The sequence below is a fragment of the Mesorhizobium sp. C395A genome, assembly GCF_030323205.1.
Classification (GTDB): Bacteria; Pseudomonadota; Alphaproteobacteria; order Rhizobiales; family Rhizobiaceae; genus Mesorhizobium.
In genome coordinates, this window is the sequence record NZ_CP100473.1 from 6,206,074 (window position 1) to 6,231,180 (window position 25,107).

The following is a 25,107-nucleotide window of genomic DNA, read 5'->3' on the forward strand; positions in this document are numbered from 1 at the left end:
CCCTTGATTGTGGCATCAGTGCGCCCTCAGGGGAATTGTGCGCTCTTGTTAAGGATTCTGCAACGTCTCGCTGCGGCAACCAACAGCTCAATAGAATCAGCTCAGTACCAGCCACGGCCGATATGAGATACTTTCTCTATATTCGGTCCCTCAGGGAAAACCAGTTCAGTGCCAAGAACAATAATGGCGTTCTAAATCGCCGGCCGCCGGGAAAAGCCGGGATGTTCAGGTCCTCGATCAGCTTCAGTCTGTCGCGGTTGCCGGCGGCGGTCTGGGCATAGAGCTTGCCGAAGAAGTTCGACAGCATCACGCCGTGGCCGGAATAGCCTCCGGCCGAGATCACATTGGGCATCACCTCGCGCACGAACGGTTTCCTGGGCATGGTGATGCCGACATAGCCGCCCCAGCCATGGGTGATCTCGACATCGCTCAGTTCCGGATAAAGCTCGGCTATCTGCCGGCGGATATGGACATGGATGTCCTTCGGATCGTTGACGCCATAGACCTCGCGCCCGCCGAACAGCAGCCTTCCATCCCTGGATTTGCGGAAATAACGCACGACGAAACGCGAATCGTCGACCGCCTCGCCGCCCGGCAGCACTTTCGAATCGACGCCCAGCGGCACCGTCGCGCCGATGAAGGAACCGATGGGCATGATGTGCGCGGCACTCACCGGCTCGAGCGTGCCGCCATAGGCATTTACACCGATCAGGCATTTCTGGGCGGTGATGGTTCCTCTCGAAGTCGTCACCCTGACCTTGCCGCCGCTGGAGGTAACACCGGTCGATAGTGTCTGCTCGAACAGGTGCGCGCCGGCCGCTGCCGCGACCTTTGCCGTGCCGATCACCAGCTTCATCGGGTGGATGTGTCCGGTGCCGGTGTCGCGGGTGCCGCCGAAGTAGCGTGTGGAGCCCAGCCGTTCGGCCGTTTCCCTGGCATCCATGAAGGCCATGTGCGGATAATTGAAGCGGCCCGCCATGATCTCGGCATGCGCCTTGTAGTCGTCGAGATAACGCGGCTTGTGCGCCACGGACAACTGGCCGGGCATATAGTCGATGTCGATCTGGTTGACGGCGGCGAATTCGAGCAGGTGCGCTTTCGCCTCCTCGGCAAGGTCGAACAGCGCCTTGGCGCGGGAGAAGCCGTATTCGGCCTCCATCTCTTCGGCCCAGGCGCGCTGGCCCGTGCCGAGCTGGCCGCCATTGCGCCCTGAAGCGCCGTCGCCGAAGCGATGCGCCTCGATCAGAACGACGTCGGCTCCCGCCTTCGCCAAATGAGCGGCCGCCGACAGCCCGGTGAAGCCACCGCCGACGACGACGACGTCGCAGCTGCGGTCGCCGTCCAGGGCAGGGTACTCAGGGCGTGGTCCGGCTGTGTCTTCGTACCAGGAGCGACCGGGGGAGATAGGTGATTGGTAAGGCATGGGGACACCAGCCAATGGTGAATGGTGAATGGTGAATGGCTGCGAGACGCACGACGTCTGCGCTCATCCATCCAATATGAAACTACTCACCATTCACTATTCACCATTCACACGACGAAGTCGCCGCTCACACGTTGAGCAACAGATACTCCCGCTCCCACGGGCTGATCACTTCCATGAAGGTCTCGAACTCCGCCCGCTTGATCGCTGCATAGGTTGCGGCGAAGGACTTGCCCAGAAGAGCGCATAGTTCCTCGTCGCCTTCGAAAAGATCGACGGCTTCGAGCAGGCCTCGTGGCAGGTCGATCTCATCGGCGTTTGCGGTGGTCAGCACCGGAGGCTCGGCCTTGATCTTGTTGGTGATGCCGATCAGCCCGCAGGCAAGTGAGGCCGCCAGCGCCAGATAGGGGTTGGCGTCGGAAGACGGGATGCGGTTTTCGACACGCCGCGCCGCCGGATCCGAGCGCGGCACGCGGAACGCCGTGGTGCGGTTGTCATAGCCCCATTTGTTGTTGACCGGCGCCGAGGCCGACTGCGTCAGCCGGCGGTAGGAATTGACGTAAGGGGCAAACATCACCAGCGCGTTCGGCACATGCTTCTGCATGCCGCCGATGAAATGGAAGAAGTGGTCGGTTTCCGAGCCGTCCTTCGCCGAAAAGATATTCAGCCCGGTCTTCTTGTCGATGATCGACTGGTGGATGTGCATGGCAGAACCTGGCTGGCCCTGGATCGGCTTGGCCATGAAGGTGGCATAGATCTCATGCTTCAGCGCTGCCTCGCGGATGGTGCGTTTGAACATGAACACCTGGTCGGCGAGCTCGACCGGATCGCCGTGACGCAGATTGATCTCGAGCTGGCCGGCGCCTTCCTCGTGGATCAGCGTGTCGATCTCCAGGCCCTGGCTTTCGGAGAAATGGTAGATGTCGTCGATCAGTTCGTCGAACTCGTTGACGCCGGCGATCGAATAGCCGGCGCCGCCGCCGATTGCCCGTCCGGAACGCCCGACGGGTGGGGTCAGCGGATAATCCGGGTCGGGGTTCTTGCGCACCAGATAGAATTCGATCTCGGGCGCCACCACCGGCTTCAGCCCGCGCTTGTCATAGGCTGCTACCACGCGCTTCAGGACGTTGCGCGGCGTGAACTCGACCGAACGGCCATCCTGATGGACGAGGTCGCAGATGACGGCGGCCGTCGGGTCTTCTTCCCACGGCACGACGGTCAACGTCGACAGATCCGGCATAAGCTTCAGGTCGCCATCATCCTCCGGATAGTGGAAACCGTTGCCATCCTCGGGATAGCCGCCCGAAATCGTCGTCATGAACACTGCCGATGGCAGCGCCAGCGAGGTGTTGGAAGTGAATTTCTTCGACGGCATCATCTTGCCGCGCGCGACGCCAGCCTGATCAGGCGTGATGCATTCTATGTCTTCGATGCCGCGCCATTCCAGCCAAGCGCTGACTTCCTTCCAGTTCTTCACGCCGCGTTGATTTTTCACGAAGGCAGGCGTTCGGACGCGTCCTCCGCGGGTCGACGGACGGACTTCCTTTTTCGCAGGCGGCATCATTCACCAGTTTGGGTTGCAATTATCACAGTATAGCTGTTGCCGGTGATGGAAGGGAAGGGGAGCCGGCCCGATAGGTGCGGCAACGAGGCTGGACGGCCTCTGTCAGACGGCCTTGCCGGGCAGCGCATTTGCATCCAGCCATCTGCGCAAGGCACCGGCATAGAGCCTGCGCCATCCGCTTTGCGGCGCGGTCAGGAACCAGGATTGGCTGAGGTCCCAGCTGTCTGCGCACAGATCCCTGAGCCTTGTGTTGATGATGCCTTTGCCGGATAGCGGATAGACCGAGAATTCGGAAAAGAAGATCGCGCCGTCGATTTCGTAGAAATCGCAACGCATGTGATCGAACGGCACGGTCAGCCGCTCGGCGATGGCAAGCATGCGCGGGAAGGATGCCGGCAGGTCGATCCGGACCCACTGGGGGCCGCTGCCTGGCGGTGGCGGCGCATAGGTTCCGTCCCGGTCGAAATGACATTTCTGTTCGTTGCCGTGCTCATCCCGACGTGCGGCATAGACATAGGCCGTCGTCCCGTTGGACACGTGGAATTTGTACTCCAAAGCGACAGGCTGACTGTCCTGAAGGAGCATCTCTTCCACAAGGATGCGCCTGCTGGCGTACTTGTAGCCCCATTCGCCGAATTTCCTGCCGTAGCGACGGCGCATCCAGCGAGCTGTACGCCGGCGCAGCCTGGCTCTGTCCACCTCACCGTTGCGCACCATCATGTTCCAGCGGCAGCCATGATTGGCCTTCACCATGACATTGCCGGCAAGAACCTCCGCCGGAATCTTTGTTGCGTCTTCCCCGGACCATAGGACCTCGGCAGTCTTTAGTTCGGGGCAGGTGGACAAAGCGTAGGTTTTCGAGGCGAGCTTGTCGCAAGCTGTCGTGAAAAACGGATTGTGATCGAAAAGCTTTCGCCACAGGAACTTGTCTGCATAGGAAGCCGGTCTCGCCGGATCCGGCAGCATGCCGCTATGGTCGAATGTGCGTTTGCAAATCATGGGATGGCGCACCAGGCACCATGCCCGCGCCAGGGCGAGGATCACTCGATCGCTCTTTCCAAGAGCCGACACGATCAGCCCAGCTGCCGGGTCGAAGATGAACCGTCTCGTCGGGCGACGAACACGTCTCTGGTCATGTTTCGCGAGATGCTCGTGCGGCCGATGACCTCTAGCCGAGGGTCAAGTGTGCGTTCCGCATTTTCAGCCCAAAGCCTGCCTAGCGAAACAGGCTCCCACAAAACGATCTGCACAGTCTCGGCCGCGGTATCGGCGATACGAGACACGACAGCTGCCTTAGGCGAAACCATGCTCGCGACATAGACAACCTGAGCGTCGCTGTAATCATAATCGCATCCGTCGCACAGCTCGGCCCGCATGCGCGCATAGCTGAGCTTGGCGGCGAGCCTGTTTGCCGTTTCGACGGCTTCGGGAACGATGTCGAGGCCGATGATCTCAGGGACAGTTGTCTGGTCGTGAATACGGAACATGGTGAACGGTCGCCCGCCGCAGCCGACCATGACAGCGCGGCGGCAATTATTGAAATCGACATGATCGAAGACTTCGTCGAGGCGGTTATAGGCATCCTTTGATGACAGCACGCCGATGCTTGTTTTCCCCGCTGCGATCTGTCTGAACGATGCCGGACCGCTCAGGTCCTGATCCAGCATCTGCCTGATCTCGGCGGCATCTTGCGCCTGCACCATCTTGCCGAATGCGGCGGTCAGCGCCGGTCGGTGCGAAAGGATCTCCGGGTAGGTTTCAAGCAACGCCTCGCCGGTATCGTGTCCCATGGCGATGCCAAGATCTCGGATGGCATTTATGAGTTCGGTCGGAGCGCGACCTGGCAAGGAGCTCAGAATTTGCTCCAGTTCACGCTTCCAGGCGCCCAATTCCGGCATTGTTGCCCACCATTCCCCTTGCCGTAGCTAGCAGTGCGCGGCGACAACGTCTACATCACTGCCTTCACTTGAAACGGGACAGTCGACCATGCCCCTGACCACTATCGGCTTCGACGCCGACGACACGCTGTGGCAGAACGAACAGTTCTTCCGCCTGACCGAGAAGCACTTTGCAGCCCTGCTCGCCGATCATGGCGAGGCCGAGCACATCTCGGCGCGGCTGCTGGAGGCCGAGAAGCGCAACCTCGCCGTCTACGGCTTCGGCATCAAGGGCTTTACCTTGTCGATGATCGAGACTGCGATCGACTTGACCGAGGGCCGCGTTCCGGCCTCGACCATCGCCGAAATCCTGGCTGCCGGCCGCGATATGCTCGGCCATCCTGTCGAGGCGTTGCCGCATGCGCGTGAGACCGTGGAAAGGCTCGCCGGCGCCTACCATCTGGTGCTGATCACCAAGGGCGATCTGTTCGACCAGGAGCGCAAGCTGGCGGCGTCCGGCCTTGGCGACCTGTTCGATGCCGTCGAGATCGTCAGCGACAAGAGCGCCGCCACCTATGCCAGGATCTTTGGCCGTCACGGCAGCCCGCAGACCAGCATGATGGTCGGCAATTCGCTCAAGTCGGACGTGGTGCCGGCCCTCGAGGCCGGGAGCTGGGGTGTGTACATCCCGCACGAACTCACCTGGGTGCTCGAACATGTCGAACCGCCGGTGGCAGCACCGCGCTTCCGCCAGATTGTCGATCTTGGCGAACTGCCGGCTTTGATCGAGAGCATCGGCAAGGAAGGCTGACCGCCCCGCACGCGTTCGGGCGGATTGCGATCAGCCGCGCCCGAGACTGATCAGCCGGTCGACCACCGGCTGTAGCCTTTCGGTGGTGATCGGCTTGGTTACCACCACATCGACCACGCTCGACAGGCCCAGGCTGTCGGGCGTGCCGGTCTTGGTTGAAAGCAGGATCACCTTGGGGAGCGACCGCCCAGATGTCCGCCGCAAGGCGTCGATGGCCGCCATCAGCGCGCGGCAGTCCTCGTTGTCGGGGCCGCCATCGAGAACGACGGCGCCCGGAATGAGGGTTCGCAATGTCTTGGCCGCCATTTCGGGCGACTCGGAGATCGGCTTCAGTCCGGACTTCTCGACGATCTTCGACACCACCACCCGGTTGATCGGCGATTTTCCAACGACCAGCACGTGGGAGAAATCCGTTGATATCTCGGAGTTCGCGTCCCTGCTTGACGAATTCAGATGTTTGGCGGTGTCGGTCTCGCGGTTCACAGGGCACATGGGCGGGGCGGGCACTCGGCGCTGCTTCAATGCAGGGTTGAAATCCGAGAGCCAATTGGCGTGAGATCGCCCGCCATGTCAAGCTGAAATGACGGACCTGCGAAATATAGCCGGAAATATTAAACCCCGAGACAAGGTCTGTTTTCGAACTGTAGTTAAGTTTACGCTCAAAATCAAAAGTCACCCGCGCTGAAAACCCGCGGGTGACGTTGAAATCGGCCAGTGAGCGGCGGGGTTCATAGGTTCCACAAGCACAAAGCTTCCGTTAGGGAAGATCAGCCGTGACTCTTCTGCGTGACGATCACCGGGATCAGCAGGTCGCCCCAATTGCCGTCGCCGCCATGATGCCGGGCCGAGCGCACCAGTTCCACCGAGACGCCGGCCTCGACTGCCTTCATCACCGATTGATTGAGCCTGTGCAGGTCGTTGGCCAGCATGCGGATCGTCGCCTGCTGGTCGACGCTCATCGTGGTCGACTGCTCTTCTGCACGTTCCTTGACGCGGCTTATCGATGCCATTTTTCTTCTCCTATGTCCCTTTGCCCTGTTGGGCGTTTCCTCTGGTTGTTTTCTGTTATTCCGCCGCCGGTTTGAACTGCGCGTGCTCGGTCGATTCATGCATGGCGGTGGTCGAGGACTGGCCGCCGCTGATCGCCATCGACACGGCGTCGAAATAACCGGTGCCGACCTCGCGCTGGTGCTTGGTCGCGGTGTAGCCGTGGACTTCGGCCGCGAACTCGGCTTCCTGCAGCTCGGAATAGGCGGCCATCTGCCGCGCCTTGTAGCCGCGGGCCAGCTCGAACATGCCGAAATTGAGCTGGTGGAACCCGGCCAATGTGATGAACTGGAACTTGTAGCCCATGGCGCCGAGCTCGCGCTGGAACTTGGCGATCGTCGCGTCGTCGAGGTTCTTCTTCCAGTTGAACGACGGCGAGCAATTATAGGCGAGCAGCTTGTCCGGATGATGCCTGCGCACGCCTTCGGCGAATTTCTTGGCCTGCGCCAGATCGGGCTTGGATGTTTCGCACCAGATCAGGTCGGCATGCGGCGCATAGGCAATGGCGCGCGCGATGCACGGTTCGATGCCGTTCCTGACCTGGTAGAAGCCTTCAACCGTGCGGCCGGCATCGTAGTCGACGAAAGGCTGGTCGCGCTCGTCAATGTCGGAGGTCAGAAGCTTTGCCGCTTCCGCATCGGTGCGTGCCACGACTAGCGTCGGCGTGCCCATCACGTCGGCCGCCAGACGCGCCGCGTTGAGGTTGCGGATATGCGCGGCGGTCGGGATCAGCACTTTGCCGCCGAGATGGCCGCACTTCTTCTCAGAGGCCAGCTGGTCCTCATAGTGGACGCCGGCAGCGCCCGCCTCGATGAACGCCTTCATGATCTCGAAGGCGTTGAGCGGTCCGCCGAAGCCGGCCTCGGCATCGGCGACGATCGGCGCGAACCAGGTTTCGACCGACAGGCCGTTGCCTTCCGAGGTCTCGATCTGATCGGCGCGCTGCAGCGTGCGGTTGATGCGCTTGACCAGTTCGGGCGCCGCATTGGCGGGATAGAGCGACTGGTCCGGATACATGGCCGACGCGGTGTTGGCGTCGGCGGCGACCTGCCAGCCCGAGAGATAGATTGCCTTCAGCCCGGCACGCACCTGCTGCATCGCCTGGTTGCCCGACATGGCGCCGAGTGCATTGACGAAGTCTTCCTCGTGGATGAGCTTCCACAGCCGGTTGGCGCCCATTTCGGCAAGACTCTGGCGTATCTGGACCGACCCGCGCAGCCGCTTCACATCGTCCGGCGAATAGGCTCGTTCGATGCCGTCGAAGCGGCCTTCGGGCGCGGATGGGACAAGATTGTAAAAATCAGTCATTGGTCACTCCAGATCAATCGATGTCAGTGTCTTGAAACGCCGCGCCCTGGGACAGTGTGCGTCGTCTGTGTGTGACATCATTTACACTGCGCCGCGACGAGAGCGAGGAAAACCGCTATTTCTGGTAGAAAATAAGAGAAAACCTGTGTTGTGTTTGACTGCTTATCGCGGTAAATCTGTCATGATTGTAAAAGATGGTGCGCCGTTCATCGCTCGCAAGTCGTGTAAATTCCTGTCAAGGAAAGCCGATGGCCGACCAGAAGATATTCGCCGGGCCGCGCATCCGCCGCATCCGCATCGCCAGAGGCCTGACCCAGACGGCGATGGCCGAGGGGCTCGGCATCTCGCCGTCCTATCTCAACCTGATCGAGCGCAACCAGCGGCCGCTGACGGTGCAACTGATCCTGAAGCTGGCCTCTGTCTACAAGGTCGACCCGCATGAATTGCAGGGTGAGGCGAGAGGGTCGATCTCGGCCTTGAAGGAAGTGTTCGGCGACCCGCTGCTTGCCGGTGAGCTGCCGGGCGACCAGGAACTGATCGAACTGGCCGAGGCAGCCCCCAACGCATCGGCTGCGATGATAAAACTGTTTCGCGCTTACCGCGAGCAGGCCGAGCGGCTGTCCGATCTCAACGAGCTTCTGGCGCGCGAGGGCCGCGCCACGGCGCTGTCCGGTGCGCGGCTGCCGATCGACGAAGTGCACGAGATTTTCGAGCGCCGGCCGAACCATTTTGCAGCACTGGAGGAAGAGGCCGAGGCCTTCACCTCGGTGCTCGACCCCGGCGACGATCTGTTCGGCGCGCTGAAGGCGTGGCTGAAGCGCGAGTATGGCATTGTCGTTAAAGTGCTGCCGGTCGCCACCATGCCGAACTGGCGCCGCCGTTATGACCGTCATTCGCAGCGTCTTTTTCTATCGGAGCGGCTGTCGCCGTTCGACCAGTTGCGCGAAGTCGCCATGGAGGCCTGCCTGATCCGCATGACGGTCGCGATCGCCGGCGAAATTCAGGCGCTGAAGCTCGGTACGGACGAAGCCCGCCGGCTCGCCCGCTTCGAGTTCGGCCGCTACGCCGCCAATGCCTTGATGATGCCCTATCAGGCCTTTCATGCCGCCGCCGTGCGGGCTCGTTACGATATCGATGTGCTGCGCTCGCGTTTCGGCGTCTCCTTCGAACAGGCGGCGAACCGCCTGACCATGCTGCAGCGTCCTGGCTTGTCCGGGGTCCCGTTCTTCATGCTCGAGGTCGACAATGCCGGCAACCGCTTCCGCAAGGCCGGCGGCCAGGGCTTTCCGCAAAGCCGCTTTGGCGGCGGCTGCCCGAAACTGCCGGTCCATGCCGCTTTCGCTTCGCCTGGCCAAATCCTGGTGGAGGCGGTGGAAATGCCCGACGGCGCCGAGTTCCTCTGCATCGCACGCACGCTCGAAGGGCCGCAGGGTTCGTTCTCCGAGCGTCCGCGCCGCACCGCGCTGCTGTTGGGCTGCGATATCGGCTTTCGCGACGAGATCGTCTATGGCGCCGGGCTGCCGGCAAAGGCCGGACAGGGCGCCGCCACGCCGGTCGGTCCCGCTTGCCGGCTGTGCGAACGCATCGGCTGCCTCGCCCGCGCCGAGCCGCCGGTGACCCGTCCGCTGGGCCTCGACGAGATGGTGACGGGCCTGAGCGCTTTCGATTTCCAGTGATGCTTCTCGGGCTTGAGGTCGCGGAAGACTGCAGCTGTTTGCGCTAATCAATACAGCGCGGCCCGAACCATCGCCGAACCAAATATTGATTAAGCATCGGCGCTGCGCTATCGAAGGTGAGCTGCAGGGCAGCCAAGGGGGGACGGCTTATGAACAGGAAAGCTTTGTGGCTTGGCGTGGCGCTTGCCCTTTTGGCGGGGCCTGTTCTGGCAGAAAAATCCTCGGAATTCTTCAAGGACTATCAACAGTATAGTGACGACGGCAAGGCATTCCTGGACAAAATCGATCCAAAGACCGGCGCGGTCGACCTTCCCGAAGGCATCCATCTCGATCTCAAGGACAAGTTCTATTTTCTGGGCAAGAAGGACGCGACGTCCGTCCTGACCGAGGCCTGGGGCAATCCGCCTGATACCGCGTCCGAAGCAATCGGCATGATCTTCCCGGCCAAGTACGAGCCCATCGCCGGCAACGGTTGGGGCATCGAATTGCGCTATGAAAAGATCGGCCATGTCGATGACGCCGACGCCGCATCCATCGACTACACCGAACTGCTGAGCAGCATGCAGGCGGACACATTGTCGGCCAACGATCAGCGGGTAAAGGACGGCTTTCCCCCGATCAAGCTAATCGGCTGGGCCTCGCCGCCGGTCTATGATTTCGTCCACAAGCGGCTGCACTGGGCCAAGGAACTGCAGTTCGGAGACGATACCGTCCACACGCTCAATTACGACGTCCGTTTCCTCGGCCGGGAAGGCGTCTTCGTGATGAGCTACATCGCTACGGTTGAACAATTGCCGGAGATCAAGCAGAGCCTGGACGAAGTGCTGGGCGTGGCGGACTTCAACACCGGCAAGAAATACACCGATTTTCTGCCCGGCACCGACACGGTCGCCGCGGTTGGCATTGGCGGCCTCATCGCCGGAAAACTCGCGGCAAAGGCCGGCCTGATTGCGGTCGCGGTCATCGCCCTGAAAAAGTTCGGCATTCTGCTGCTGGTACCGTTGGCCGGTCTTTGGCGCTTTATCCGCGGCAACAAGGGCACGTCCTAGAAACGGCGGTGTTTGCCCGTATGGCTGCCGGTTGGCGGTGCGCCAAAGGGAATGCCGGGCTGGATCACGTCCGGCGGTAGCCTATGCGCTAGGCGAATACGGCACGTTTCTGTCGTCCATTGTGCATCATGCCGCCCCGAGATAGCCGACAGTCGCACCCCATGACCGATACCGCATCTTCTCCAATCGCCGCACCGCCGATCGTCTCGCCTCGCGAAGAGCGGGTCGGCTTGCTGCTGGTGTTCCTGTCGGCGCTGATGTGGAGCTTTGGCGGCACCATCGCCCGCTTCATCGACACCGCTGACAGTTGGACCGTGGTGTTCTGGCGATCGCTGTGGGCGGCTGTGTTCCTGATTTGCTTCATGGCCTGGCGCGACGGCTGGCGCGGCATGTTGCGGCTGTTTCGCGACATGGGCCTGCCCGGCCTTGCCGTGGCCGTCTGTTTCGCCACGGCGTCGACGTGCTTCGTTGTCGCGCTCGCCTACACCACCGTTGCCAATATCCTGTTGATGCAGGCCGGTGTGCCGCTGCTGGCGGCATTGCTTGCCTGGGTGCTGTTTCGCGAACGCGTCGCCATCGCGACCTGGGTGGCGATCGCCGCCGTCATCGCCGGCGTCGCCATCATGGTGTCGGAATCGCTCGACGGCGCCGTATCGCCCATTGGCGACGGGCTGTCGCTGCTGATCGCCGTCATGTTCTCGATTGCCACCGTCATCACCCGGCGCTTCGCCCATGTGCGCATGACGCCGGCGACGTGCCTCGGTACGATGCTGGCAGCGGCTTTCGCCGCATCGCAAGCCACGCAGTTTGCCACGTCGACCCACGACATGGCTTTCCTGTTTGCCTTCGGCGTTATCAATCTCGGCCTGGGCCTTGCCTTCTTCGCCACCGGCGCGAGGCTGGTTCCGGCGGCGATCGCAGCACTCCTCGGCACGTTCGAGCCGATCATCGGACCGATCTGGGTCTGGCTCGTTCATGGCGAGGTGCCCTCGGTGCGCACCATCATCGGCGGCGCGGTGGTGGTCGCCGCGCTGCTCGTCCATATCGCGCTTGAATTCAAGCGCCAGGCGAGGCCTGCACGGCCGGGGACCACTGGCCTGCCATCCCCTAATTGACCCGCCTTTCCCTTGGTTGAGCCCGTCTTCCCTAATTACACCCGTCTTTCCCCAATTAGCGAAGCCGCACGCCCCTATTGACCGAGCTTCCCCGCGCGGGCCATTGACAACCTTGCTGCGGCACGGGCAGGCTGGGGCACGGCAACAACAAGACAGGCTTATCTTGCCAAGTGTCCCCGCCGGTCGGACCAAGACCGGACCACAGCGTCGTATCCCTGCCAGCGCCGCGGCGAAAGCCTCTGACGGCGTCACCGCGCCCGCCATGCGGGCACACAGAGCCATCATCTGCCGCTCGTCGAACCGCCCGGACGGCGCTGGCAGTTCATGCTTGTGGCTGCCCGGAAAGCTCAATACTCTGAAGCAAATGCCCAATCGCGCTCGAACAGCGACGACTTGGCGAAGGAACACTCATCAAAGGAGAACAGCATGATCCGCAAAGCGCTCTGGCTTTCGGCAACCTCGGCATTTCTGACGCTTTTCGCCGTTGGCGGCCATGCCGAGAATCGCGTCGTCAACGTCTTCAACTGGTCGGATTACATCGACAGTTCGATCATTGACGACTTCACTAAGGAGACCGGCATCAAGGTCGTCTACGACACCTTCGATTCCAATGAAATCCTCGAAACCAAGCTGCTTGCCGGCGGCAGCGGCTATGACGTCGTCGTGCCCAGCGGCAACTTCCTGGCCCGCCAGATCCAGGCCGGCGTGTTCCAGAAGCTCGACAAGTCGAAGCTGCCCAACATTTCCAACATGTGGGACACGGTTTCGGAGCGCACCGCCAAATACGATCCGGGCAACGAATATTCGATCAACTACATGTGGGGCACGGTCGGCATCGGCTACAACATCAAGAAGGTGAAGGCTGCACTCGGCACCGACAAGATCGACAGCTGGGATGTGTTCTTCAATCCCGACAGCCTGGCCAAGCTGAAGGACTGCGGCGTCTATGTGCTGGACTCGCCGGCCGACATCATCCCGGCGGCGCTCAAATATCTCGGCCTCGATCCGAACAGCACCTCACCTGACGACATCGCCAAGGCCGAGGAGACGTTGCTGAAGGTGCGGCCGTATATCCGCAAATTCCATTCGTCCGAATACATCAATGCGCTCGCCAACGGCGATATCTGTTTGGCGGTCGGCTGGTCGGGTGACGTCTTCCAGGCACGCAACCGCGCGGTCGAGGCCAAGCAAGGCGTCGAGATCGGCTATTCCGTGCCCAAGGAAGGCGCCCAGATGTGGTTCGACCAGATGGCGATTCCCGCCGATGCGCCGCATGCCGCCGAGGCACTCGAATTTCTCAACTACATGATGAAGCCGGAAGTGATCGCCAAGTCGTCCAACTATGTGCTGTACGCCAACGGCAACAAGGCTTCGCAGCAGTTCGTCGACAAGGCACTGTTGGATGACCCGGCTGTCTATCCGGACGCCGAGACCCTGAAGAAACTCTATACGGTCCAGCCCTACGATCCCAAGACCCAGCGCCTGATCACGCGCAGCTGGACCAAGATCGTCACCGGCCAGTAAGCAACGCGACTGGTCCCGGCAGTCATCTGCCGGGACCATTCTTCTCTGGGGCAAGAAGCAAAAAAACAGGACGGAGTGGGACATGAAATCGCTTGGCAGCATCCGCAGGGATTTTGCGCCTTGGACTGATCCGAATGCCAAGCCATACATTCAGTTCGAGAACGTCACCAAGAAGTTCGGTGACTTCACAGCCGTCAACAATCTATCGCTGACCATTTTCGAGCGCGAGTTCTTCGCCCTGCTCGGCGCGTCCGGTTGCGGAAAGTCGACTTTGCTCAGGATGCTTGCCGGCTTTGAGGAGCCGACCGCCGGCCGTATCCTTCTCGACGGCCAGGATTTGCGCGGCATCCCGCCCTATCGCCGCCCGGTCAACATGATGTTCCAGTCCTATGCGCTGTTCCCGCATATGACGGTGGAAAAGAACATTGCCTTCGGCCTCAAGCAGGAAGGCATGCCGGGACCGGATATCGAAAAGCGCGTCGCCGAGATGCTGAAGCTGGTCAAGCTCGAGCAGTTCGCCAAGCGCAAGCCGCACCAGCTCTCCGGCGGGCAGCGCCAGCGCGTCGCACTCGCCCGCTCGGTCGCCAAGCGGCCGAAAGTGCTGCTGCTCGACGAACCGCTCGGCGCGCTCGACAAGAAGCTGCGCGAGGAAACGCAGTTCGAGCTGATGGACCTGCAGCAAAATCTCGGGCTCACTTTCGTCGTCGTCACCCACGACCAGGAAGAGGCGATGACCATGGCCGACCGCATCGCCATCATCGACAAGGGCGAGGTGATGCAGGTGGCGACGCCGGCGGAAGTCTATGAAGCCCCCAGTTCGCGCTTCGTTGCCCACTTCGTCGGCAATGTGAACATGTTCGAGGGCAAGGTCGCCGAGCGTGCGGCAAACACCACGCGCATCACCGGCGCGACAGGGGCCCAGATCGTCGTCGAAAACAGCACCGATACAAAGGCCGGTTCCGACATCGTCTTCGCCATCAGGCCGGAGAAGATCAAGGTGTCGTCGACGAAACCGGCCGACGCCGTCAATGCGCTTGAGGGCGAGGTCTACGACGTTGCCTATCTCGGCGACATGACCGTCTACCACATCCGGCTGGATGACGGGCAGATCATCAGGGCAAGCGCGCTCAACGCGGCGCGAGTCACCGAGGACCCGCTGACCTGGAACGACCGCGCCTGGGTCTCCTTCCGGCCGGATGCCGGCGTCGTGCTGACACGGTAGGGGGCGGCCATGTCCAACATTGCACTCACCGACGCCGGTCCATCGGCCGCGGCCAAACCGTTCCTGATGCGGCTCGGTGCCGGCTTTGTCAGCCGGCTCGTCATCATCGTGCCTTATCTCTGGCTGCTGTTCTTCTTCTTCATCCCGTTCATCATCGTCTTCAAGATTTCGCTGTCGCAGTCGGCGATCGCCATGCCGCCCTACACGCCGGCGCTCGATTTCAGGGACGGCATGTCCGGGTTCTTTGTCCGCTTCCGCGAACTCAGCGTCGACAATTATGTCTGGCTAACGCAGGACGCGCTTTACTTCAAAGCCTACGTGACCAGTGTTATCATCGCTGCTGTCTCGACGATCCTGACCTTGCTCGTCGGCTTCCCGATCGCCTACGGCATGGCCCGCGCGCCGGCGACGATCCGTCCGACCTTGCTGATGCTGGTTATCCTGCCGTTCTGGACGTCGTTCCTGATCCGCGTCTATGCCTGGATCGGCATCCTCAAGCCCGAGGGTCTGCTCAATCAGCTGCTGTTGTCGCTGCACATCATCAATCAGCCACTGATCATCCTCAACACTTACACGGCGATCTTCATCGGCATCGTCTATTCCTACCTGCCATTCATGGTGCTGCCGCTCTATTCGTCGCTGGAAAAGATGGATTACTCGCTGATCGAGGCGGCAAAGGATCTCGGCTGCCCGCCGACATCAGCCTTCTGGAAGATCACGTTCCCGCTGTCGCTGCCCGGGGTCATCGCCGGCTGCCTGCTGGTGTTCATTCCAGCGGTTGGCGAGTTCGTCATTCCCGATCTGCTCGGCGGCTCGCAGACGCTGATGATCGGCAAGACCTTGTGGAATGAATTCTTCGCCAACCGTGACTGGCCGGTGTCGTCGGCCGTCGCCGTCATCCTGCTGCTGCTCCTGATCGTGCCGATCATGCTCTTCCAGCAGGCCCAGGCACGCGCCCAGGAGCAGGACAAATGAACGCCACCTGGAGCCGCTTCAACGTCACCTCGGTCGTGCTGGGCTTTGCCTTTCTCTATCTGCCGATCGTGCTGCTCATCGTCTTCTCCTTCAACGAGTCGAAGCTGGTCACCGTCTGGGGCGGCTTCTCGACCAAATGGTATGCCTCGCTGTTCCACAATCAGGGGCTGATGGACGCCACCTGGGTGACCGCGCGTGTGGGTGTCATCTCCGCCACTGTGGCAACCGTGCTCGGCACGCTGGCAGCACTGACCTTGACCCGCTACACCCGCTTCCGCGGCCGCATCCTGTTTTCCGGCATGGTGTTTGCGCCGCTGGTCATGCCGGAAGTCATCACCGGCCTGTCGCTGTTGCTGCTGTTCGTTGCCGTCGGTCTCGACCGTGGCTTCCTGACCGTGACGCTTGCTCACATCACCTTGACCATGTGCTTCGTGGCTGTCGTCGTGCAGTCGCGCCTGGTGTCGTTCGATCGTTCGCTGGAAGAAGCTGCCTTGGACCTCGGCGCAACGCCGGTAAAGACCTTCTTTCAGATCACGCTGCCGGTCATCATGCCGGCCATCGTCTCCGGCTGGATGCTGGCCTTCACCCTGTCGCTTGACGACCTGGTCATCGCCTCCTTCACCTCCGGGCCTGGCGCCACCACGCTGCCGATGAAGATCTACAGCCAGGTGCGTCTCGGCGTGACGCCGGAAATCAACGCCGCCTGCACCATCCTGATCGCCGTCGTGGCGGTAGGCGTCATCATCGCTTCGGTCGCCAACAAGCGGCGTGAGGTGCAACGCCAGCTCGACGAACAGGCCGCGCAGCGCGGTTGATTGCGTCAAACGAGGGATAGGGCGATCCCGGTAAGGGTCCGCCTATTCGCCTGAGACGCCGCGGCTGATCGGCGAGATGAACGGCGTGCTCCAGGTGCCGCCGACGAAGAATGACGACTGGTTGGATCCCTGCTGGCCATTGACCGGTGCCGCTGCCGGGTCGGCCTGGGTGACACCCCCCGAAAGCGCCAGCCCGCGTCCGCCGTAAGAGGCGATGCCGGACAGCCAGACCTTGTATTTCGCCGAATTGGCCTCGGCCTTGTCCAGCCTTGCCACACCCTTCGAGATGGTGGCCTTGAGCTCGGCGCCGTCCATCGGCAGTGTCCCGTCCGAGACGTCGTCGAGCGCGAAGAAGCCGCCCTGTTCCGTGTGCTTCAGAAATGCCGGCAAATTGAGCCCGCTCAGCGCGCCAGGCCCGAACGTCGCAGAGACCGAGCCGTCCGCGTTCTCGAAGATCGAGTCCCAGGATTTGCCCGGCCCTTTGAGAATGACCGAGACAGTGCCGGTGCTGGCCGGCACCAGCCGCGTCATTCCGGCCGCGGTGCCGAAAGCGGCGCCGTCAATGTCGGAGGCGAGCAGCCGGATCTCGACCTGCGAGCCCTCCGGTTTGCGGTCGAAACGCAGGCTACTTTGCACGTTGCCGCCAAAGGCCGACGCATCGGAGATATCGAAGACGGCAAGCCCGTTCTTCACCTGCGCCGTGGCGGCGACGTCGGCAAGCTGGATTGCGCCGGCCGAGGCATGCGCCGCTGACAGCCTCAGATCGAGATTGATCCGGTCGGCGAAGCTGGTGTCGATTTCGCCGGGACCGGTTTCACCGGTGGGCGCCAGCGGCGTGAAGGCCGAAAACAGCGACCTGAGGTCGAGCGTGTCGAAGGCGAGTGTGCCTGATATCACCGGCAAGGCGTCGCCGAACGAGAAATCCAGCGCCCCCATTCCCGGGTTGTTGTCGAGCGTCACCGCGGTGTTTTCGAATTTGACGCGGCCGGCGGTCGCAGTGATCTTGCTCGAAATCGAGACCGAACCGATCGCCGTACCAGGAGCAATGCCGGCCTGCGACCATTCCAGCACGCGCCGCAGCGACGGCGCGGCGAATTTCGCCTGGCCATCGAAATAGGCGTTTTGCGACATGCTGGCCGTGCCGTCGAACGAGAAGCTGGCCGGCGCTGCCTTGAACGAAAACGTGACCGGTGCGGCGCCGCCGGCAAACAGCACCAGCGGCTTGGGCGAGGCGGCATCGACGGTGACGCTCTCGCCGCGCCAGATTCCGGTCGCCGACAAGGTCGCGTTGCTGTTCATCGCTGCCCAGCTCGCCTGGCCGGACAGGCTGGTCAGCAATTCGACGTCCTTGCCGCCGACGGAGGCGACCATGCGGCCGTCCCTGAATTCCACGTTGCCGAACGGATCGGCGGGCAGCTTGCTCAGATCCGGCTTCGTCGGATCGGCGTTGACCACGCCGCGCGCCGTGTCGATGGAGCGGGTGATGCGTCCGCCCGTTGGTATGGCGGGCAGGAATATGCCGTTTGCGGCGCGCTGGACCCGGATCGTCGGCCGCACCAGCCGCGCCGTCGAAAACACCACATCGCCCTGCAGCGCCGCCATGGCCGAAAGGTCGACCTCGACCCGTTCGGCCTCGATCACCGGCGGCGCGTCGGTCTCGGTCCACTGCGACAGCGTGACGTCGCTCAATATGGCGCGGAACTTCGGCCACACCTCGATGCGCGGCGAACCGGCGATGGTGACCCTGAAACCGCTCCACGCGCTCATCTCCCAGGCGATGCGATCGCGCACGATCCGGGTCGAGGCAAACAGCGGCAGAGCGGCGACGACCAGCGCGATGACGAGCACGGCAACGCCGATCGCCCATATTCCGCGCCGGATCAAAGGTGATGGCATATTGCCCCGGTTGCTTTCATTCCGATAAACGCCTGACGGGTGTAACCGCCAGTCGTCACCACGCCTTCCAGCCGTCACTACGACTTAGGGCTGAGGCATTTCAAGTCTTTATGGCCCGGCGATGGCAATTGCGCACATATGGCCGAGTTTAGCGGAACAAAATCTTGCTCTGCCGCACGGTGGTAGGCATAAGCGATGCAGCTTCAGCCTGTTACGAGGCGCGGCGTTTTTGGGACAGCGGCGCCTGTAAAGCTGAGGCTAGTGCATGTCGCCCGGAAGAGTGCAGCGGTTCCGGGACAACGACGTGCATCAAAACAAAAGCATATCTATCTTGCGACGCGACGGGCTTCAAGGAGGATCGATCATGGCTGCCGAAGCACCGCTCTGGACTCCGACGCAAGAGCAGATCGACGCAGCACCACTGACCGCGTTCATGAAGGCAGCAGCGGCCAAAAGCGGCACATCCTTCACCTCCTACGCCGAACTGCACCGCTGGTCGGTCGAGGATCGCGAGGGCTTCTGGAGCCTGCTGTGGGACTTTTGCGGCATTGTCGGCGACAAAGGGACCGATGCGGGCGAGCCCGTGCTCGTCGATGGCGACAAGATGCCCGGCGCATCGTTCTTTCCCGAAGCGACATTGAACTTCGCCGAGAACCTGCTGAAGAAGACCGGTTCCGGTGACGCGATCGTCTTTCGCGGCGAGGACAAGATCGAGCGGCGGCTGTCGTGGAGCGAACTGCACCAGCTGACCTCGCGCTTTCAGCAGCTTTTCCTGTCGCTCAAGGTGAAAAAGGGCGACCGCATCGCGGCGATGATGCCCAACATGCCGGAAACCGTCGCCGCCATGCTGGCGGCCGCCTCCATCGGCGCGGTCTGGTCGTCCTGTTCCCCCGATTTCGGCGAGCAGGGCGTGCTCGACCGTTTCGGCCAGATCGAGCCGGTCATATTCATTGCGCCGGACGGCTATTGGTACAATGGCAAGGCAATCGAGGTAGCCGACAAGATCGCTACCGTTGCGGCGAAGCTCGAAACCGTCCGCAAGGTCCTGATCGTCGACTATCTCGGTACCTCGCGCGATATCGCAGCGATCATCGACAAGGCCGTGGCGCTCGAAGAGGCGCTGTTACCCTTTACCGCCAAAGCGGTCACGTTCGAGCGGCTGCCGTTCGCGCATCCGCTCTACATCCTGTTCTCGTCAGGCACCACCGGCATTCCCAAATGCATCGTCCATTCGGCCGGCGGCACGCTGGTCCAGCATGTCAAGGAACACCGGCTGCATGCCGGACTCATCGAAGGCGACCGCTTCTTCTACTTCACCACCTGCGGCTGGATGATGTGGAACTGGCTGGTGTCGGGCCTGGCCTCGGGCGCCACGCTGCTGCTCTATGACGGCTCGCCCTTCCACCCCGACGGCAATGTGCTGTTCAGCTTCGCCGATGCCGAGAAGATGACCTTTTTCGGCACCTCGGCCAAATTCATCGATTCCGTACGCAAGGCCGGGCTCAAGCCGATCCGCAGCCATGATCTGTCGAGTGTGCGGGCGATTTCCTCCACCGGCTCACCGCTGTCGCCGGAGGACTTCCGCTTCGTCTATGACGGCATCAAGAAGGACGTGCATCTGGCCTCGGTTTCCGGCGGCACCGACATCGTCTCCTGTTTCGTGCTCGGCGTACCGACGCAACCGGTCTGGACCGGCGAGATCCAGGGTCCCGGCCTCGGCCTTGCCGTCGATGTATGGGACGATGACGGCAAGCCGATCCGCGAGCAAAAGGGTGAGCTGGTCTGCACAAAAGCGTTCCCGTCGATGCCGATCGGCTTCTGGAACGATCCTGACGGCAAGAAATACCAGGCCGCCTATTTCGAGCGCTTCGACAATGTTTGGTGCCACGGCGACTTCGCCGAATGGACCGCGCATGGCGGCATGATCATCCACGGCCGTTCCGACGCGACGCTCAATCCGGGCGGTGTGCGCATCGGCACGGCGGAGATCTACAATCAGGTCGAACAGATGCCGGAAATCCTTGAGGCGCTGTGCATCGGTCAGGATTTCGACAATGACGTCCGCGTCGTGCTGTTCGTGCGGCTGGCCGCCGGCGTGACGCTGGACGAGGATCTGGAAAAGCGCATTCGTTCCAAGATCCGCAGCGGCGCCAGCCCGCGCCACGTGCCGGCAAAGATCGTCGCCGTCAGCGACATTCCGCGCACCAAATCGGGCAAGATCACCGAGCTTGCAGTGCGCGACGTGGTGCATGGCCGCGCCATCAAGAACAAGGAAGCGTTGGCCAATCCAGAGGCGCTGGAGCTGTTCAGGAACCTGCCGCAGCTGGCTGAGTGACGCGGCCGGGATGGTTAACCAGATATGTCGGTCGAATTTACCTAGATTTCATGAGTGGTACACATTCGTAAATTTTTTGGACGGCCGGTAAGGAGTTGTTAAGGCCCGGCGTCGATAGTCGCACGTAACTTGAGGGAGAAATCCCGTTCCTCGTCCCCTGAGGATCAGATTCGCTCAAGCCCCCGTTGTGACAGCAAATCCCATCTAAGGCGTCCTGTTGGACGCCTTTTCTTTGTCCGGGATTCTCGCCCGGGAATGGCCGGCCCTATTCGGCAAGCACCCGCGTCGACGGGAAGGCGACCTCGACCAGCGTCCCTTCGCCCGGCGTCGAGGTGATGGTGAAGCGGGCGCGGTTGGCTTCCACCATCGCCTTGGTCAGCGGCAGGCCGAGACCGGTGCCGTCGCCACGCCCGCGCTTCAGCGCATTGATCTGCTTGAATGGCTTCAGCGCCTGCTCGATCTCGGCATGGCTCATGCCAATGCCGGTATCGCGCACCCGCATGACAACGTCGCCGGAGGTTTCATAGGCGGTCGACACGATCACCTGTCCGCCGGCTTGCGTATAGCGAATGGCGTTGGACAGGATGTTGAGCGCGATCTGGCGCACGCTTCTGAGGTCGGCGACGACTTCCGGCAGTCGCGAGGCGAAGCTGGAGCGAATGATGACACGCTCGCGGTTGGCCTGCGGCTGCATCATCGCCACCGTCTCGGCCAGCGTATCGTTGAGCGACACCGCCTCGTAGTCCATTTCCTGCTGGCCGGCCTCGATCTTCGAAATGTCGAGGAGGTCATTGACGAGATCGAGCACATGGTTGCCCGAGCGGTTGATGTCTCTGAGATAGTCGCGGTAGCGGTCATTGGCTACCGGGCCGAACTTCTCGTCCACCATCAGCTCGGAAAAGCCGATAATGGCGTTGAGCGGCGTGCGGATCTCGTGGCTGATGCGGGCGAGGAAATCGGTCTTCTGCGAGGAGGCGCGCTCGGCCACCGCGCGCGCCTGGGTCAGATCCTCTTCGGCCCGCTTCCACTGCGTGATGTCGCGCACCACGGCGCAGAAGCCGCTGTCATTGGGCAGCCTGCCGATGGTCATGAACAGCGGGATGAAGCGCCCTTGCGCCTCGCGCCCGATCACCTCGCGGCCATCGTTCATCACACTCGCCACGCCGGGCTCGGACAGGCCGTTCAGATAGTCGCGGGCCGCGCGCTGGCTTTCGATGGCAAACAGCGAGGCGAACGGTTTGCCGGTGACGTCGTCGCTGTCGAAGCCGAACAGCGCCTCGGCCGGCCGGCTGATCGAGCGGATGTCGCCGTCGCGGCCGATCAACACCACACCATCGGTCGCGGTGTCGATGATGGTGCGCATCTCGGCAATGCGCGCTTTGAGTTCGGAGACATCGGGCTGCGTCTGCTCCTCGCCTGCGAGATGCGCAACCATCGGCGGCTCGTTATCGCCGGTACGTCGCACCACCAGCATCAGCGCCTTGCCGGAGCGCCACGGCACCGAACGCAAAATGGCTTCGATCGGAAATTCCTGGCCCTCGCGCGTCTTCAGTTTGAGTGTGTGGTCGCTTTCGCCGGCCGTTTCTGAATAGGGGTCGGCAAACAGCGCGTCGAGCCCGCCGGCGTCGCTCAGGTCCTCAAGCGTGTCATAGCCGGTCAGGCCGAGGAATTCCTCATTGGCGTAATGAAGCTCGTCGCCCGAATGGATGAGCAGCGGCACCGGCAGCTTGCCGAGGATCGACGTGTCAGGGGCCTTGTGTTCATCTCCGGCCGAGAATGCCGAAGGCATAAACCCCTCAAGCTTGAGCGGCGGCACTTTCAGGCGCTGTGGTTCTGCCGGCACTGTGTCCGCATCGCCGGCCTTGTCCCCGTCTTCCACGGCCGAGTCAGTCGCCTCGTCGGACGGCGCCCAATCCTCATTGTCCTCGGCATCGCGGAAATCGGCCGACGTCATGCTGTCGTCTTCACCGGCATTGGCCGGCATCTCGGCAACAACCGGCTGTGGCTCTGCGGCCTCGACGATCTCTTGCGCTTGCGTATCATCCGGTTCGGGAGCCGGCGCCGGTTCGTCGTTGGAAGACGTTGCTTCCGTACTGTCTCCGGTGACGGAGCCTGGTTCGGGATCGGCATAGTCGAGCAGGGAGCGCGACACTGTCGGCGCCTTCGCCTCGCCTGCTTCGCCGTCCGCAAGGCCGTCGTCCGGCTGCTCGCCGTCAAGCCGCGCGAGATCCTTTTCGTCCTCGGCATCGCTTTCCGGCGGTTCGGCCTCAGCCGTTTCATTTTCGGGTGCGGTTGCCGATGGTTCAGCCACGGCAGCCGGGCCGGCTTCGCCCGGACTCGAGACCTCGGCGGGCCGCCGGGCTGGCGCGGCTGTTTCAGGCTGGTCCGCCTCGACATGATCCGGCTTGGGCTCATCTGCCTTGGCCTGGTCTGGCATTACCTGATCCGGATTGGCCGGTTCGGCCTGCTTGGCAGTCTCCGGCTGCTCCGGCGGGGGATTGTCCTTCTTCAGCCGCTCGCCGATTTCGCGGAAAGCGCTGCGCTCCAGCGTCGACAGGCCCCTCTCGCTTGTCGGCTGCTTGTCGTTGGCGGGCTGCCGATGCTCGGCCAGCCGGATGACCTTGTCGGCAAAACGACGTTCCTGCTTCGGCACGATGGTCAGTGCCGGCACTTCGCCCTCGAACGGATCGGCCGCCTTGGGAGCTTCCGCCACGGGCTGTTCCGGGGCCGGCTCAGCTGCTGCCGCTGGCGCGCCATTGGGGACCAGCGCCATGCCGATTGCTTCCGGATCGACCACCGCATCGCCGGCGCGGGCGACGCCGAAACCACGAAAACCTTCGAAGGCGCGGCTGCGGCCATAGACAGGCAGTGCTGCCAGATCGACCGGTATCTTCAGGTCGGAGCCGGCAACCGGCCACAGTACCGAGCGGCCCGACCAGGTGTCGCGCCGTTCAAGCAGGCCCGCGATCTCGCCCGAGGCGTCGAGGCCGAAAGTTGTCGCGACGTCCTTGAAGCGGCGGCCGATCACGTCGGCGGCGGCTTTGCCGACAATGTCGCCGAATTCCGGCGACAGCGCGCTGAACTTGCCCTCGGCGTCGGTGCGCCAGACGAAGCGCAGCGGCGGCGCCGAGCGGTCGACCTCACGTTTGGCGGGAGGCGCAGCCGGTGGGGCTGCGTCGGACGGCAGGGCGGGCGCAGCGGCACTGCTGTCCAACTGCGCACTCTCGGCCGGGGAAACAGAGTCCGGCTCGGCCTGCGCCGGGCTGTCCGGCTCGCCCGCCTGCGGCTCTTCGCCGGCATGGAAGTACCAATGATCATGTTGCGCCGGCGCGCTGTCATTCGCCGCCTGCTCGCGGCCGGTCGTCTGCTCGCGATGGTCCGCCTTTGTATCGGTTGACGCCGAAGCATCATGCTCGGTGGCAGCCGGACCTGTCTCCCCGACATCAGGCGCGGCCGCCAGTGGGGCGCCCTGATTCCCGCTTGCGGTGGGGTGGTCAGCCACCGCATCCACCGTTACCGCGTTCTCCGCGGCGGCTTGCGCCGGGCCATCGTCGACCTGCGCTGCAGCAGGTTCGGCATCCAGCTCGCCGACAGGATTTTCCTCACCGAGCTGATCCTCGTCGATGACCACCAGCAGATGCCTGGACTCGGTCAGGCGCGCGAAGCCGGCCGGATAGGACGTGGCGCCGCCGGGGACCAGCCGCTTGACGATGCGGTCGTCCTGGCTCGCCACGTCGGCGACAAGCGCGGCCAGCGTCTCAGGCCGGATGGCGAGCGCGCCAAAGCCATCCGAAGCCGCCTCGACAGTGCCGGCGGCGTCGACAAAGGCGATGAAATGGCCGTCTTCGGTAAAGCCGCTGATGGCGCGGGTCCCAATGTCGGCAGCACTGCGCGAGCCGGCCTGCGCTGCCGGCACCACCAGCATAATGGCGCTTTCGCCGTCCGGCATAGTCACCGCACTGGCCAGGAAGCCGACGGCGCGGCTGGTGATGCCGGTCGCCAGCCGTACCGTAATGGCGCGGTCGCTGCCGATCTGCGGGAAGCCCGCGGTCGCCATGATCTGGCGCCTGGCGATCAGCGGCAGCTGAGCCGAGGCGCCGATGATGGCCTCGATATCGGGATAGCCGAACACCGCAGCGCCCGGGCCGTTGGCCCAGATCACCTGTTCGAGGTCGGCCGACAGAATCGCGATCGCGTCGCCGGCGGCGAAGCGCTGGCGAACCGCATCAAGCACGGCGACATCGAGGAAAGAGTAGTTCTCGGAAGGCATGCGCTTGGCGGACCCTTTCGGTGAAACCTCTTGGCGAACCCCTCTTGGCGAACCTACAAGGCGGGCAATTTGCAGTTAACGCTTTGTTAATAAAAGCCCGCGCGGCGAAGGTCCACAAGCCATGGCGGGAAGCAGGTGGAATCTCTGGCCACTTGGTTAACAGCGTCTCGGAATGTCCCTGGATAACCTCTTGGGTGACG

Annotated in this window: 18 protein-coding genes; 9 read left to right on the top strand and 9 right to left on the bottom strand. The window is 62.5% G+C overall.

From position 1 onward, the window contains the following. Window positions 1-136: 136 nt before the first annotated feature. The 4 genes from NLY37_RS29955 to NLY37_RS29970 all read right to left on the bottom strand — a co-directional run bounded on the left by NLY37_RS29955 (window position 137) and on the right by NLY37_RS29970 (window position 4,885). Window positions 137-1,423, bottom strand: coding sequence for an NAD(P)/FAD-dependent oxidoreductase (locus tag NLY37_RS29955; protein ID WP_023740466.1), 1,287 nt, complete (start codon window positions 1,421-1,423; stop codon window positions 137-139). Between the two features lie 127 nt (window positions 1,424-1,550). Further along, complete coding sequence (locus NLY37_RS29960) at window positions 1,551-2,987, bottom strand: glutamine synthetase family protein (RefSeq protein WP_023689329.1); 1,437 nt, start codon at window positions 2,985-2,987, stop codon at window positions 1,551-1,553. A 102-nt stretch (window positions 2,988-3,089) separates the two neighbouring features. Continuing rightward, a complete protein-coding gene (locus NLY37_RS29965; protein WP_023832755.1) occupies window positions 3,090-4,031 on the bottom strand; it encodes an ATP-grasp fold amidoligase family protein in 942 nt (313 codons plus the stop codon). Window positions 4,032-4,060: 29 nt separating this feature from the next. Then, the gene (locus NLY37_RS29970; RefSeq protein WP_023711778.1) at window positions 4,061-4,885 is read right to left on the bottom strand and encodes a class I SAM-dependent methyltransferase; all 825 of its coding nucleotides are present in this window, start codon (window positions 4,883-4,885) and stop codon (window positions 4,061-4,063) included. 88 nt (window positions 4,886-4,973) lie between these two features. On the opposite strand from NLY37_RS29970, the gene NLY37_RS29975 reads away from it, so the two are divergent. Beyond that, the gene (locus tag NLY37_RS29975) at window positions 4,974-5,675 is read left to right on the top strand and encodes an HAD family hydrolase (protein WP_031195901.1); all 702 of its coding nucleotides are present in this window, start codon (window positions 4,974-4,976) and stop codon (window positions 5,673-5,675) included. A gap of 30 nt (window positions 5,676-5,705) precedes the next feature. Here NLY37_RS29975 and NLY37_RS29980 read toward each other — a convergent pair whose 3' ends face one another. The 3 genes from NLY37_RS29980 to aceA form a co-directional block, all read right to left on the bottom strand. After that, window positions 5,706-6,167 (bottom strand): response regulator, encoded by a 462-nt coding sequence (locus tag NLY37_RS29980; protein ID WP_023669317.1) that lies wholly within the window; start codon window positions 6,165-6,167, stop codon window positions 5,706-5,708. Window positions 6,168-6,442: 275 nt separating this feature from the next. Continuing rightward, entirely contained in the window at window positions 6,443-6,685 is a 243-nt protein-coding gene (locus NLY37_RS29985) for an SMc00767 family acetate metabolism repressor (protein WP_023669318.1), read from the bottom strand. Between the two features lie 55 nt (window positions 6,686-6,740). Beyond that, the gene (gene aceA, locus NLY37_RS29990) at window positions 6,741-8,030 is read right to left on the bottom strand and encodes an isocitrate lyase (RefSeq protein ID WP_023740468.1); all 1,290 of its coding nucleotides are present in this window, start codon (window positions 8,028-8,030) and stop codon (window positions 6,741-6,743) included. Between the two features lie 248 nt (window positions 8,031-8,278). Between aceA and NLY37_RS29995 the strand changes: the two genes are divergently transcribed. From NLY37_RS29995 to NLY37_RS30025, 7 genes are all read left to right on the top strand, one after another. Then, window positions 8,279-9,706 carry a helix-turn-helix domain-containing protein gene (locus tag NLY37_RS29995; RefSeq protein WP_023740469.1) on the top strand — a complete coding sequence of 476 codons (1,428 nt, stop codon included), beginning with the start codon at window positions 8,279-8,281 and terminating at the stop codon, window positions 9,704-9,706. A gap of 149 nt (window positions 9,707-9,855) precedes the next feature. After that, window positions 9,856-10,755, top strand: coding sequence for a DUF2167 domain-containing protein (locus tag NLY37_RS30000; protein WP_031199285.1), 900 nt, complete (start codon window positions 9,856-9,858; stop codon window positions 10,753-10,755). Window positions 10,756-10,916: 161 nt separating this feature from the next. Beyond that, on the top strand, window positions 10,917-11,870 hold the full coding sequence (locus tag NLY37_RS30005) for a DMT family transporter (RefSeq protein WP_023740471.1): 954 nt from the start codon (window positions 10,917-10,919) through the stop codon (window positions 11,868-11,870). 426 nt (window positions 11,871-12,296) lie between these two features. Then, complete coding sequence (locus tag NLY37_RS30010; protein ID WP_023711775.1) at window positions 12,297-13,394, top strand: polyamine ABC transporter substrate-binding protein; 1,098 nt, start codon at window positions 12,297-12,299, stop codon at window positions 13,392-13,394. A gap of 82 nt (window positions 13,395-13,476) precedes the next feature. After that, complete coding sequence (locus NLY37_RS30015; protein WP_023729070.1) at window positions 13,477-14,616, top strand: ABC transporter ATP-binding protein; 1,140 nt, start codon at window positions 13,477-13,479, stop codon at window positions 14,614-14,616. 9 nt (window positions 14,617-14,625) lie between these two features. Then, window positions 14,626-15,591 carry an ABC transporter permease subunit gene (locus tag NLY37_RS30020; protein ID WP_027049422.1) on the top strand — a complete coding sequence of 322 codons (966 nt, stop codon included), beginning with the start codon at window positions 14,626-14,628 and terminating at the stop codon, window positions 15,589-15,591. Beyond that, entirely contained in the window at window positions 15,588-16,406 is an 819-nt protein-coding gene (locus NLY37_RS30025) for an ABC transporter permease (RefSeq protein WP_023669326.1), read from the top strand. Before NLY37_RS30020 ends, NLY37_RS30025 begins: the two co-directional genes overlap by 4 nt. A gap of 42 nt (window positions 16,407-16,448) precedes the next feature. Here NLY37_RS30025 and NLY37_RS30030 read toward each other — a convergent pair whose 3' ends face one another. After that, entirely contained in the window at window positions 16,449-18,302 is a 1,854-nt protein-coding gene (locus tag NLY37_RS30030; RefSeq protein WP_023711774.1) for an AsmA family protein, read from the bottom strand. A gap of 364 nt (window positions 18,303-18,666) precedes the next feature. On the opposite strand from NLY37_RS30030, the gene NLY37_RS30035 reads away from it, so the two are divergent. After that, the gene (locus NLY37_RS30035; RefSeq protein WP_023740472.1) at window positions 18,667-20,637 is read left to right on the top strand and encodes an acetoacetate--CoA ligase; all 1,971 of its coding nucleotides are present in this window, start codon (window positions 18,667-18,669) and stop codon (window positions 20,635-20,637) included. Between the two features lie 265 nt (window positions 20,638-20,902). Here NLY37_RS30035 and NLY37_RS30040 read toward each other — a convergent pair whose 3' ends face one another. Beyond that, window positions 20,903-24,907 (bottom strand): PAS domain S-box protein, encoded by a 4,005-nt coding sequence (locus tag NLY37_RS30040; protein WP_023740473.1) that lies wholly within the window; start codon window positions 24,905-24,907, stop codon window positions 20,903-20,905. Window positions 24,908-25,107 lie beyond the last annotated feature (200 nt).

Bases quoted from the DNA above. Each gene is read 5' to 3' on its own strand.
- NLY37_RS29970 (WP_023711778.1), bottom strand. From the start codon at position 4,885: ATGCCGGAATTGGGCGCCTGGAAGCGTGAACTGGAGCAAATTCTGAGC.
- NLY37_RS30025 (WP_023669326.1), top strand. From the start codon at position 15,588: ATGAACGCCACCTGGAGCCGCTTCAACGTCACCTCGGTCGTGCTGGGC.
- NLY37_RS30040 (WP_023740473.1), bottom strand. From the start codon at position 24,907: ATGCCTTCCGAGAACTACTCTTTCCTCGATGTCGCCGTGCTTGATGCG.
- NLY37_RS29985 (WP_023669318.1), bottom strand. From the start codon at position 6,685: ATGGCATCGATAAGCCGCGTCAAGGAACGTGCAGAAGAGCAGTCGACC.
- NLY37_RS29975 (WP_031195901.1), top strand. From the start codon at position 4,974: ATGCCCCTGACCACTATCGGCTTCGACGCCGACGACACGCTGTGGCAG.
- NLY37_RS30020 (WP_027049422.1), top strand. From the start codon at position 14,626: ATGTCCAACATTGCACTCACCGACGCCGGTCCATCGGCCGCGGCCAAA.
- NLY37_RS29955 (WP_023740466.1), bottom strand. From the start codon at position 1,423: ATGCCTTACCAATCACCTATCTCCCCCGGTCGCTCCTGGTACGAAGAC.
- NLY37_RS30030 (WP_023711774.1), bottom strand. From the start codon at position 18,302: ATGCCATCACCTTTGATCCGGCGCGGAATATGGGCGATCGGCGTTGCC.
- NLY37_RS30015 (WP_023729070.1), top strand. From the start codon at position 13,477: ATGAAATCGCTTGGCAGCATCCGCAGGGATTTTGCGCCTTGGACTGAT.
- NLY37_RS29980 (WP_023669317.1), bottom strand. From the start codon at position 6,167: ATGTGCCCTGTGAACCGCGAGACCGACACCGCCAAACATCTGAATTCG.
- NLY37_RS29995 (WP_023740469.1), top strand. From the start codon at position 8,279: ATGGCCGACCAGAAGATATTCGCCGGGCCGCGCATCCGCCGCATCCGC.
- NLY37_RS30035 (WP_023740472.1), top strand. From the start codon at position 18,667: ATGGCTGCCGAAGCACCGCTCTGGACTCCGACGCAAGAGCAGATCGAC.
- NLY37_RS30010 (WP_023711775.1), top strand. From the start codon at position 12,297: ATGATCCGCAAAGCGCTCTGGCTTTCGGCAACCTCGGCATTTCTGACG.
- NLY37_RS30005 (WP_023740471.1), top strand. From the start codon at position 10,917: ATGACCGATACCGCATCTTCTCCAATCGCCGCACCGCCGATCGTCTCG.
- aceA (WP_023740468.1), bottom strand. From the start codon at position 8,030: ATGACTGATTTTTACAATCTTGTCCCATCCGCGCCCGAAGGCCGCTTC.
- NLY37_RS30000 (WP_031199285.1), top strand. From the start codon at position 9,856: ATGAACAGGAAAGCTTTGTGGCTTGGCGTGGCGCTTGCCCTTTTGGCG.
- NLY37_RS29960 (WP_023689329.1), bottom strand. From the start codon at position 2,987: ATGATGCCGCCTGCGAAAAAGGAAGTCCGTCCGTCGACCCGCGGAGGA.